Here is a 10805-nt window from a genome sequence, read left to right as displayed (position 1 = left end):
TTATCTCTCAACACTTCTTCTATGGAATTCTTATCATTAGTAAAATTGCCTAATTCATAAGTACCTATAATTTTCTCTTCTTTGCTTACTACTTTTTCCGTATATTTTTCTTCTTTAATAACTTTTTTAGTATTTTTAATAATTCCAAGATAGGCCAGAGCTTTTTTTAACTTACCCAAATTACGCTTTACCTCAACTTCTACGGGTCTAGAAAATTCTTTTTCTTTTACTTCTTCAACTTTTCCTATAACTAACTGCCCATCTATGGGGCTACCCAGTTCATCTTTAAAATGAATTAATTTGGCATTTTTTACTCTATTTAATTCAATTTCTTCAGTTTGAAAATGTAGATGTTTTTTTTCTGGCATAAATTCCTCCTTGAATAAATTTTGATTTATTTCAAGTGTAAAGGAGTAAATTAAATTTTTGCAAGAAGTTTTTATTGTTAGTTATTGAGAAATAACTAACAAATATTAAGAATTAATAACTACTGTGCCGTCCAGCCCCCATCTATCAAGAGTCCACTACCTGTTATTGATGATGCTTTTTCATCACATAAGAATATTACTAAGTTTGCTATTTCATCAGCTTCTACAAATTTTTTCGTAGCTTGAGATTTAAGGATTACATCCCGGAGTGCCGATTCTTCACTGATATGTTTAGCTTTAGCAGTATCTGCTATTTGATTCTGCACGAGCGGTGTGTTGACGTAACCGGGACAGATAGCATTAACTGTAATATTATTCTCAGCCACTTCTAAAGCAACAGTTTTGGTAAGTCCAAGGATACCATGCTTTGCTGCTACATATGCCGACTTAAAAGGTGATGCAACATATGTGTGAGCGGAAGCGATGTTAACAATTCGCCCGAAGCCATTTTTTTTCATAATCGGTATTGCATATTTTGTAGTATAGAAAGAGGCTATTAAATCTATACGCAAAATTTGCTCCCATTTATCTTCAGGAAATTCATCGATAGGAGCAACATGCTGAATACCGGCATTATTTACTAATATGTTTATTTTACCGAATTCTTTTATTATTCTCTCAAACATAGAACGTATTTCTTCAGGTTCTGCCAAATTTATTCCTTGATAAAATACGCTACTTGCACCAAGCTCTTTCAATTCTGCTAAAATTCTGGCTACTTCATCTTCTTTTGCAAAACTGTTAATAACTATTTTAGACTCAAGTTTTGCAAAATGTTTTGCTATCTCAAGCCCGATACCGCTAGTAGAACCGGTAATAACTGCTACTTTGTCTTTCATTTTCATCTCCTTTTATTGTGTCATCCCACGACTTGATCGCGGGATCCAAAAAACAATTTAAAAAAAACTAGACCCCGTGGTCAAGCCACGGGGTGACGGTTGGAAACAAATCAACTATTATTTGTCTTTTATTTAAAAGTAACTTATATTAGATTTCACTTAAAGAAATAATGTATAAATCTATGGAAATTGTTAATAGCGTTGATGTATCTGTATCTTGCCAGGGCAAAGAACCTCCATATGACCATCCAAAAGTTTATTTAGAGATAGATAAAGAAAAAAAGGAAGTTATCTGCCCATATTGTAGTAAGAAATTTAAATTAGTAACAAAATGACTATCAAATTTCTTTCAGAAAGTACTATCAACCGAATTGCTGCCGGTGAGGTTATAGAAAGACCCGCATCGGTAGTAAAGGAATTAGTTGAAAATGCTGTTGATGCTGGTAGTACCAAAATAGATATTATTTTAGAACGTGCCGGTAAAAATCTAATCATTATTTCCGATGACGGTATCGGTATGACTGATAAGGAATTAGAAATTGCCGTTGAACGTCACACAACTTCTAAGCTTGATGAAAGCGATTTCCTAAATATTCATACTTTCGGTTTTAGAGGTGAAGCACTGCCGTCTATTGCTGCCATTAGCAAAATGCTAATTACTTCTAGGAAACAAGGGGCTGACAAAGCATTTCAGATTAAGTTAATCGGCGGCAATGAAAAACAAGTTACTGTTTCTGTCCATAATGAAGGTACTAAAATAGAGATACGTGATTTATTTTTTGCAACACCTGCTCGCTTAAAATTTCTAAGAGCCGACAAGACTGAACTTGCAGCAACTGTAGACGTGGTTAAGAAAATCGCTCTAGCACATCCTGAAATTTCTTTTAGCTTAACACATGATGACAGAAATCTTCTAAAGTTTAAAGGACAAAATAAAGATGCAGAAACTAACCTAAAACAGCGTATAATTGATGTAATAGGTGATGATTTTATAAAAAATGCCGCTTATATAGATTTCAAAACTCCTGATTTCTCTATTTGCGGCTATACTAGTATCCCGACATATAATAGAGCTTCAAGTGAAGATCAGTTTTTATTTATCAATAATAGACCGGTAAAAGATAAGTTGCTACAAGTAGCTTTAAGGGTAGCATATCAGGATTATTTAGCTCGTGATCGTTATCCGCTATGTGCTATATTCTTACAAATTGATCTGCAACTTGTTGACGTTAACGTACATCCGGCAAAAGCAGAGGTTAGGTTTCATGACCCGAATTATGTACGAAACTTATTAATAGAAGCAATTAAAAATGCTTTAACGAATAAAAGCCATGTTACTTCTACTACTATCGCCTCTGATGCTCTTCAGTTATTTAAAAATCCTTTAGTTAACAAACAACCGTCAGTAAGTAAAGCTGTAAGCGTGAATAGTAAACCGGCAGATTATAGACCTGCTATGTCGCCTAGTTTTAAACCTACGCCAAATACTGCTTGTCAAAAACTAATCGATACATTACCGCACGCTAAAATAGAACAAGAAGTAGAAAGACGTATAGAACATGAGCAGCAAGTCCATAAACAATATAAACTTGGGGCAGCTAAAGCACAACTTCATACTACTTATATTATTTCACAAACCGAAGATAGTATAGTAATTACCGACCAGCATGCAGCACATGAACGTTTAGGATATGAAAAAATAAAAGATTACCTTAAAACGGAAGAGTTAATAAAACAGCGTTTGCTTATTCCTGAGATAGTAGAACTGCCAAATGAAAAAAAAGCAGATTGTTTATATGAAAATAGAGAAAAACTATATAAACTTGGTTTAACTCTAGAAAAATTCGGTGATAAATCTATTATAGTGACTGAAATTCCAAATATCCTTGGAGATGTAAACGTACAAAAGTTAATTCAGGATCTCGCTGATCATTTATCGGATTTCGGTGAGAATATAGCTTTGATGGAGTTAATAGAGCATGTGACGGAAACTTATGCGTGTCATTACTCTATTAGAGCAGGACGAAAATTATCGGCAGATGAAATGAATGCCTTACTACGTCAAATGGAAAATACGCCGTTTTCAGGTCAATGTAATCACGGCAGACCTACTTATATTGAGTTGAAGCTTAAGGATATCGAACGCTTGTTTGGACGGTAACCCGTTTTATTTGAAAAATTGGCGTAGTTGTTTCATATTTTTTGACCGCAGCGTAGATAAACTACGTGAGGATCAAAAAATATGAAACGCTTTGCTCTTTTCCAAATAAAACTTCGTTACTATTATTGGAGTATATATTATTCTCTGTGTAAAGTATTTTACTTGACTATTTTTCAATTTCGTTTTATTCTGCTTTTCTTGAGTAATAATATAAATAATATCTTGATTTAAGGTGTCAGCTAATGGCAAAGAAAAATAAAAATGTTTTGGTAAGGCTAGTAAGTACTACCGGCACAGGTGTTTTTTGGGTAAAAAAACGTAATCCGAAAACCCAAACCGAGAAGCTTTCTTTTCGTAAGTATGATAAAGTAGTTAGAAAACATGTTCTTTTTAAAGAAGAAAAAATAAAATAATTGTAAGTAATATATGGCAGTAAAAATTCGTTTAGCTAGAGGCGGTGCTAAAAAGCGTCCTTTTTACCGTGTAGTAGTAGCTAACGCAACAGCACCTCGTGACGGTGACTTTTTAGAAAAAGTTGGAACTTATAATCCAATGCTTGCTTCAGATAATAGTGAGCGTGTGGTTTTAAAAAAAGATCGTATAGAATATTGGCTTGGCACCGGTGCTAAACCAACCGAGCGAGTCGCAAAATTTATTGAGCAAGCAGGTGTTACTCTTCCTGAGAAAGTTAAAAAGGAAATGGAAGTTAAAGTAAAAAACCGCAAAGCTAGACCAAGTAAAAAGGAAGCTAAAGAAGCTTAATTTGTAGTGTATTTTCGTCATTGCGAGCAGGCATTGTTGCGTATGCCGGTAAAACCCACTATGTCACCTAGTTGCTTGACCACGGGGTCCATAAAAACAATAAAAAATACTAATAATTTTAGTATTTTTAACTAGATACCGTGGTCAAGCCACGGTATGACACCGAGTGCGTTTTTAGATCCATACGATAAAGTTTTTCCTACCAAATTATATACTTTTCCCTATAATCATATTAATATGCCGGATTAGCTCAGTGGTAGAGCAACCGCCTTGTAAGCGGTAGGTCATCAGTTCAAATCCGATATCCGGCACCATCAAAATTTTTCTTGTTATACTTTGAAGCTATTTTTGTATAGATAGCAAATCGTCATTGCGAGTAGGTATTGTTGCGTAGATACTGAAGGTTGTCATTGCGAGGAAATTTACAATAGTAAATTGACGAAGCAATCTCAGGAGTTAATCTCAGGAGTTTGTTATTATTTCATGAGATTGCCACGCAGCCTACGGCTGCTCGCAATGACGGATAAACAGGTCCACACAACAATACCACGCAGGAATGACATAAGAGCCATGCAACAAAGCCGTTTTTAACTAAGATTAACATCCTTTAAACTATGATAGTAATCGATAAAACATCTTATAGAGCTGTGGGGTTTGATAAACGTATTAAATTCCTAGTGCTACATTATACACAGTGTGATTTTAACCAGTCTTTAGATTTTCTAACCGGTGAAAAGTTAAGTAGTCATTATTTAATAAACAATGAAAACCCTGAACATATATTTCAATTAGTAGAAGAGCATGATAGAGCATGGCATGCCGGAGTAAGTTACTGGCAAGGTCATGAGCGTATTAATGATACATCAATCGGTATTGAAATCGTAAATCCTGCTTTTGAAGTAAATGCAAAAAACAATAATATAACCTGGCTGCCTTATTCAAAGCAACAAATTAATAGTATCATAAGTTTGTGTAAACAGATTATCGCTAGATATGATATTAAACCTACTAGAGTGGTTGGGCATTCTGACATTGCTCCAGGTAGAAAACAGGACCCTGGTCCACTATTTCCTTGGAAACTATTATATGATAACGATATTGGAGCTTGGTATGATGAGCAAGTGTTTAACAATCTATTGCCGCAAATCGACATAACCGATATTGCAGCAATTCAGCAAAAATTTATTACATACGGTTATAAACTCGAAGCTACCGGAATTTTAGATTCTAAAACGAAAGATGTTATAATTTCGTTTCAAGTACATTTTCGTCCTAGTAATTTTTCTGGCGATTTGGATGCTGAAACCATAGCAATTTTAGATGCATTAATATTGAAATATAAATCTGAGTTAAGTAATTATATGATACAACAAAGTTGATGTCATACTGCGAGCTTGTAGGCGTTGTTGCATGGCTCGGTAAACCCCACTATGTCACCCCGTGGCTTGACCACGGGGTCCATAAAAACAATAAAAAATATTAATAATTTAGTATTTTAAGCTGGATCCCGCGATCAAGTCGCGGGATGACAAGAGTGAAGTTGAGCTATACAACAAGCCCGAGCTTGTAGCAGTATACAAAAAATTAATATATAGATACCGCTACAAGCTCGCGGTATGACACATTTATAATATGCTACAATTTATAACTATACCGAATCTTATGGATTATCGGGTTACTTTGAAATTAATGGAAGATTACGTTAACAAAGTAATTAGTGATAATGAGCCGGAAATTGTTTATTTAGTTGAACATTCGGAAGTATATACAGCCGGTACTAATTATAAACAAGAAGAATTATTAAATTACGGTGATATTCCGGTAATTTACACAGGACGTGGCGGTAAATTTACTTTTCATGGACCGGGTCAGCGTGTTATTTATCCAATTCTTAATTTAGCTTCACCAAATCGACACAAAGATTTAAAGCTATATATAAAGATGCTTGAAGAATGGATTATAAATAGCTTAAATTATTTTGGAATTAAAGCATATATTATTAAAGATAAAGTAGGAATTTGGGTAAAAGTAAGAAAAGATGAATTTGCTAAAATTGCTGCAATAGGTGTTAGAGTAAGAAAATGGGTTACATATCACGGTGTAGCTATAAATATTTCAACAGATTTAAGTAAGTTTAGTGGGATTATTCCTTGTGGACTTGAAAATTCTTTAGTAACATCTTTAAATCAGTTAGGAATTCATATTGAAATGTCTGAATTTGATAAAATTATTCAAACTGAATTTAATAAAATATTTAAATGATCAGAAAATTTTTACTCACAATTTTAGCAATTTTTGCTCTTTGGGTTGGTGGTCTTGGTTATTATGTATATTTAATAAATTCTTATAAGCTCAATAGTAATACCACTAATGCAATAATAGTATTTGCAGGAGGAGGACATAAAATTGAAACCGGTATTGCTTTGCTTAAAGCAGGCTATGCACCTATATTATTTATTACCGGTATAGAATCTACAGAGCAATTAAAAAATTTGTTAAAGGAACGGAATGTTATAGAACAGCAGGTAATACTTGCTCCGAATAAAATAATGTCTGAAGAAGATAATATTAAGAAAGCGGTTGATTTTATTGTAACTTATAATCTTACTTCAATAATTTTAGTAGAGCATAATTATAATATGCCTTTTATGCTAAATAAGCTTGAAAAAGCGATTCCTTCTTCTAATAATATCTATATAGTACCATATCCTGTTTTTTCCAAACAAAAATATGATGTGTTATTAAAATCCTATCATCGTTATTTAATGAGTATAGTAAACTGATCCCCACTTTGTGCTTTGTTGTTAGCATTGTTGTGCGGATCAATTTTATCTCTGTCATCCCGTGGCTTGACCACGGGATCCAGTTAAAAATACTAAAATTATTAGTATTTTTTATTGTTTTTATGGACCCCGTGGGTTTTATCGGTCCACGCAACAATGTCTTTGTTGTTCGTTGGCTTGCCTATTAGTTATAGACTTCACTCCTCACGCCCGTCACAAAATGGGTCTATTACTCAAGGTAGAGCTTCTTAGGTTCTTTACTCTTTACTAGTACAATATTTAGAACGGCTACGCCAAATAATGCAGAAATTAAAGAGCCTATTATTACTGCAGCTCTCATAGAGTTTGAAGGGCAACTACTCTCAAACGTAATACTACCTATAAATAAACTTAGGGTAAATCCAATTCCTCCAAGTATAGATATAGAATAAAATTTTAACCATAAGGTATCACTTGGTAAATTACAGAGTTTAAGTTTTACAAATGGATATGAAAATAGCATAATACCTAATTGCTTACCTACAAATAAACCAAATATTATCCCATAAATTAAAGCAAGTATTGAGTTGGAACAGGTGCCTTTAAATACAAAATATTCTAAAAGGATACCGGAATTCATAAATACAAAAAGCGGTAAAATAAAGTAATTTACAAAAGGACGAGTTAAATTTTTAAGTTTTTTAAAAGAAGTGTTAAATTCTCCTTTTATATTAACAGGTATAAAAAGTGCTATAATAGCTCCGCATAAAGTACCGTGAATACCTGACTCCACCATACTAATCCATAATAATAAACCTACAATTATATAATAAAATAATTGTTTAACTTGTTGATAATTCAATATAAACAAGATGAATATAATTACAGAGGAAATTAATAATGCCGGAGTATTGATTGTTTTAGTATAAAACAAGGCTAGTATAATTAACGCAAAAGCATTGTCAATTAATGAGAAACCTATAATAAAAGCTCGTAATTCTAAAGATATATGTCGACTGAAAAAAGATAAAATACCAAGAACAAAAGCAGTATCGGTTGCTATAGGAATAGCCCATCCTTTTATTAATCCCGGTTTATCATAATTAAAAAACATGTATATTAAGGCAGGAACTACCACACCTCCAAGGGCTGCCGCCGCAGGTAATATTAGTTTTTTTTATTTTTATATTCACCTTCTACTAGGTAAAATTTCATCTCTAAACCTATTAATAAAAAAAAGAAGGTCATGAGACCGTCATTAACCAACTCTATAAAAGTTGTTTGTAAACTTACATTCCCTATTGTTAAAGAAAATTTACTGTAAATAAAAGAAGTATAATATTTTGCTAGGAAAATATTATTGCTGACAATTATTGCTAAAGTAAAAGCAATAATTAATAATATACCGGCAAAAGTACCAGATTTAATTAATTCTCTTAATTGATTATTTATGCCCATGATTTTAATATTAGTTATAACAAGCTCATAATAATAAGTTATTTAAATTCATTAAGAAAGTCAAAAATCTATATAAATTCATAGCAATAATTTATTTTTTAGTGAGATAAAAAGTTGTTTTTATACTTTTATAAGCTTGTATAATAAGTGTAAGAAGATATAAATATAATATATTATGTACATTAACTACTTAAAAGATTTGATTGGTTTTAAGTCTGTAACTCCTGAGAGTGACGGGGCTATTGAGTATATTGATGATTTGCTTAAACAGCACGGCTTTAAGACCGAAATAAAAATATTTGGCGATTCTAAAAGTGAGCAAGTCACTAACCTTTATGCTGTTTTCGGTAGCAATGAGTCTAATATTTGCTTTGTTGGGCATGTAGATGTAGTGCCGGCAGGTAATCATGAGCTTTGGCATAATGCGAGTCCATTTAAGGCTAGCCAGCAAGACGGTAAGATATATGGCAGAGGTGCGGTGGATATGAAAGGGGCTATAGCGTGCTTTCTAGCAGCTAGCTTAGATTTTATAAAAAATAATACCAGTTTTAAAGGTTCTATTAGTTACTTACTTACTAGTGATGAAGAGGGAAAAGCAAAGCGTGGTACTAAAGAAATGCTGCAATATATTTATGACCAAGGGCATAAGATGGATTTTGCTATTGTCGGTGAACCCACTTGTGAAAAAGAAATAGGCGACACAATTAAGATCGGCAGAAGAGGAAGTGCTAACTTTAAATTAAATATAGAAGGCTTAAGCGGGCATGTAGCTTATCCTCATAAAGCAAATAATCCGTTGCCTTGCTTAATAAAAATATTGAATGAGTTAACAAATATAAGACTTGATGAAGGGACGGAATTTTTTCAAAGTTCAAATCTTGAAGTGACGAACATCGATGTCGGTAATAATACTTCAAACGTAATTCCGGCAAGTACGGAAGCATCTTTCAATATACGTTTTAATAATTTACATAGTGCAGAAACTTTAGCAAAACAGGTAGAAGAAATTATTAAACGATATTGCAAAGAATATAAAGTAGATTATAAGTTAGAATATAGTAGTTCTGCTGATAGTTTTATTCAAAATCCCAACGATAAAATAAAAGAATTTGCTAAAATAGTAGAGCATATAATTAAAATAAAGCCTGAATTCTCTACAAGCGGCGGTACGTCGGATGCGAGATTCGTCAAAAATTATTGTCCGTTAGTAGAATTTGGTTTATTATCCGAAACGGCACATAAAATAAATGAATACACAAAAATTAGCGATTTACAAAAACTATATGATGTGTATTATAATTTTTTAACGAAATCTTTGTGTACTTCAAATAAATATAAATAGGTAGACGAAGATCAACTTCAAAAAGAGCAAGGAGTCTATAAGTCGATGAGCGGAGCGTATACCTAATACGTAGCTACCTGTGAACTTATAAGATGATGTAGCCAATTTTTGAAGTTCTATCTAAGTATACGCGGATGTGATGAAACTGGTAGACATGCAAGATTTAGGTTCTTGTGCCGCGAGGCGTGGGGGTTCAAGTCCCTTCATCCGTACCATTTCTCTAATTTTGTAACCATTTAATTTCATAGTCTATATAATTACCTTGAAGTTACTTGTATATTAAATAAGCTTCTTAATATTTTAGATAATTTTTTAATTTAATAAGAGTACAGCTATGCGTCCACCTCTCAGCAACAACACCGAAGAAAGTGAAGTAACAAAAGTTTCTTCTCAAACCACTGTTTCCCAAGAAGCGATAGCTACCGCAACTATCTTTACATCAACCTTATCTGTAAAAGTAAACCAACCGGCAAATAAGGAAGAGGATAAGGAAAAAGAAGAATATGCAAAATTTTTAGAAGGTTTTACTAAAACTCGAATCAAAAAATATTCAGAACCTTTTGTTAGGCAACCTTTGGACCAAAGTAAAATAACAGATTTAAAAAGTAGTACGGAAGAAGAAAAATTTACAAGTTTTTCGAACAGTTTCACTGATAGTCGACGTGAAAATTTTTTAAAGCCTATTAGAAAACCTTTGGATAAAAAAGTAAAAAAGAAAGATGGACTGCAAGTTTCAAGTTTAAAACAAGAAAATATGGGAACTAATGAGTTACTGGAAAAAATGCTTATTAAGTTAAAAAACGAACCTACTAATGCTGTTAGTTACGAAGATAAAGTTAAAATAAAGAACATACTATGTGAAATACAAAATTTCGCTTCTGAAAAAGTGATTGAGGATATTAAAAATATTTACATAATAATAATATAACTAGGGAAACGCTAAATTATTTAAATGAAAACCTTGGGAGATTTATAGTCAATAAAGCAAATGATGAAGTGTTAGTCCAAGGAGCAGACAATACTGATATACATTAATAGAACTGAATAAACAAT

12 protein-coding genes, 2 tRNA genes and 2 pseudogenes are annotated in these 10805 nt (G+C 32.7%); 13 read left to right on the top strand and 3 right to left on the bottom strand.

The window, feature by feature from the left end; translation table 11 throughout:
• Positions 1-368, bottom strand: a pseudogene (locus tag SB78_RS02775) (hypothetical protein); the annotation flags it as partial.
• Between the two features lie 119 nt (positions 369-487).
• Positions 488-1267, bottom strand: coding sequence for a 3-hydroxybutyrate dehydrogenase (locus SB78_RS02770; protein WP_081420917.1), 780 nt, complete (start codon positions 1265-1267; stop codon positions 488-490).
• 170 nt (positions 1268-1437) lie between these two features.
• On the opposite strand from SB78_RS02770, the gene SB78_RS07795 reads away from it, so the two are divergent.
• From SB78_RS07795 to SB78_RS10015, 10 genes are all read left to right on the top strand, one after another.
• Positions 1438-1602, top strand: a complete 165-nt coding sequence (locus tag SB78_RS07795) for a zinc-finger domain-containing protein (protein WP_081420916.1) — start codon at positions 1438-1440, stop codon at positions 1600-1602.
• Positions 1599-3428, top strand: coding sequence for a DNA mismatch repair endonuclease MutL (gene mutL / locus SB78_RS02765; protein WP_041078456.1), 1830 nt, complete (start codon positions 1599-1601; stop codon positions 3426-3428). Before SB78_RS07795 ends, mutL begins: the two co-directional genes overlap by 4 nt.
• A gap of 242 nt (positions 3429-3670) precedes the next feature.
• Entirely contained in the window at positions 3671-3841 is a 171-nt protein-coding gene (gene rpmG / locus SB78_RS02760; RefSeq protein WP_041078454.1) for a 50S ribosomal protein L33, read from the top strand.
• 13 nt (positions 3842-3854) lie between these two features.
• Positions 3855-4190: a 30S ribosomal protein S16 gene (gene rpsP, locus SB78_RS02755; protein ID WP_041078452.1), complete on the top strand. Its 336-nt coding sequence runs from the start codon at positions 3855-3857 to the stop codon at positions 4188-4190.
• Between the two features lie 6 nt (positions 4191-4196).
• On the top strand, positions 4197-4325 hold the full coding sequence (locus SB78_RS07790; RefSeq protein ID WP_241773683.1) for a proline/betaine transporter: 129 nt from the start codon (positions 4197-4199) through the stop codon (positions 4323-4325).
• A gap of 104 nt (positions 4326-4429) precedes the next feature.
• Positions 4430-4504: transfer RNA gene (locus tag SB78_RS02750), tRNA-Thr, on the top strand.
• Between the two features lie 300 nt (positions 4505-4804).
• Positions 4805-5569: an N-acetylmuramoyl-L-alanine amidase gene (locus tag SB78_RS02745; RefSeq protein ID WP_041078450.1), complete on the top strand. Its 765-nt coding sequence runs from the start codon at positions 4805-4807 to the stop codon at positions 5567-5569.
• Positions 5570-5822: 253 nt separating this feature from the next.
• Entirely contained in the window at positions 5823-6452 is a 630-nt protein-coding gene (gene lipB / locus SB78_RS02740) for a lipoyl(octanoyl) transferase LipB (RefSeq protein ID WP_041078448.1), read from the top strand.
• Positions 6449-6973, top strand: a complete 525-nt coding sequence (locus SB78_RS02735; RefSeq protein WP_041078445.1) for a YdcF family protein — start codon at positions 6449-6451, stop codon at positions 6971-6973. Before lipB ends, SB78_RS02735 begins: the two co-directional genes overlap by 4 nt.
• Positions 6974-7005: 32 nt before the next feature.
• Positions 7006-7161: a hypothetical protein gene (locus tag SB78_RS10015; RefSeq protein ID WP_199402716.1), complete on the top strand. Its 156-nt coding sequence runs from the start codon at positions 7006-7008 to the stop codon at positions 7159-7161.
• Between the two features lie 41 nt (positions 7162-7202).
• On the opposite strand, the pseudogene nhaA reads toward SB78_RS10015, so the two are convergent.
• A pseudogene (nhaA, locus tag SB78_RS02730) lies at positions 7203-8410 on the bottom strand (Na+/H+ antiporter NhaA).
• Between the two features lie 175 nt (positions 8411-8585).
• Here nhaA and dapE point away from each other — a divergent pair.
• The 3 genes from dapE (at position 8586) to SB78_RS02710 (ending at position 10680) form a co-directional block, all read left to right on the top strand.
• Complete coding sequence (dapE, locus tag SB78_RS02720) at positions 8586-9752, top strand: succinyl-diaminopimelate desuccinylase (RefSeq protein WP_041078443.1); 1167 nt, start codon at positions 8586-8588, stop codon at positions 9750-9752.
• A 130-nt stretch (positions 9753-9882) separates the two neighbouring features.
• A tRNA-Leu gene (locus tag SB78_RS02715) sits at positions 9883-9967 on the top strand.
• A gap of 119 nt (positions 9968-10086) precedes the next feature.
• Complete coding sequence (locus SB78_RS02710) at positions 10087-10680, top strand: hypothetical protein (RefSeq protein ID WP_241773682.1); 594 nt, start codon at positions 10087-10089, stop codon at positions 10678-10680.
• Positions 10681-10805 lie beyond the last annotated feature (125 nt).

This window comes from Rickettsia asembonensis (genome assembly GCF_000828125.2).
Lineage (GTDB): Bacteria > Pseudomonadota > Alphaproteobacteria > Rickettsiales > Rickettsiaceae > Rickettsia > Rickettsia asembonensis.
The sequence above is the reverse complement of the archived record's forward strand: the minus strand, read 5'-3'. Positions and strand labels throughout refer to the sequence as shown.

What these genes read in the sequence shown, in the direction of transcription:
- SB78_RS02770 (WP_081420917.1), bottom strand. Translation starts at nt 1,267, where the DNA reads ATGAAAGACAAAGTAGCAGTTATTACCGGTTCTACTAGCGGTATCGGG.
- rpsP (WP_041078452.1), top strand. Translation starts at nt 3,855, where the DNA reads ATGGCAGTAAAAATTCGTTTAGCTAGAGGCGGTGCTAAAAAGCGTCCT.
- mutL (WP_041078456.1), top strand. Translation starts at nt 1,599, where the DNA reads ATGACTATCAAATTTCTTTCAGAAAGTACTATCAACCGAATTGCTGCC.
- rpmG (WP_041078454.1), top strand. Translation starts at nt 3,671, where the DNA reads ATGGCAAAGAAAAATAAAAATGTTTTGGTAAGGCTAGTAAGTACTACC.
- dapE (WP_041078443.1), top strand. Translation starts at nt 8,586, where the DNA reads ATGTACATTAACTACTTAAAAGATTTGATTGGTTTTAAGTCTGTAACT.
- SB78_RS07795 (WP_081420916.1), top strand. Translation starts at nt 1,438, where the DNA reads ATGTATAAATCTATGGAAATTGTTAATAGCGTTGATGTATCTGTATCT.
- SB78_RS02745 (WP_041078450.1), top strand. Translation starts at nt 4,805, where the DNA reads ATGATAGTAATCGATAAAACATCTTATAGAGCTGTGGGGTTTGATAAA.
- SB78_RS02710 (WP_241773682.1), top strand. Translation starts at nt 10,087, where the DNA reads ATGCGTCCACCTCTCAGCAACAACACCGAAGAAAGTGAAGTAACAAAA.
- lipB (WP_041078448.1), top strand. Translation starts at nt 5,823, where the DNA reads ATGCTACAATTTATAACTATACCGAATCTTATGGATTATCGGGTTACT.
- SB78_RS02735 (WP_041078445.1), top strand. Translation starts at nt 6,449, where the DNA reads ATGATCAGAAAATTTTTACTCACAATTTTAGCAATTTTTGCTCTTTGG.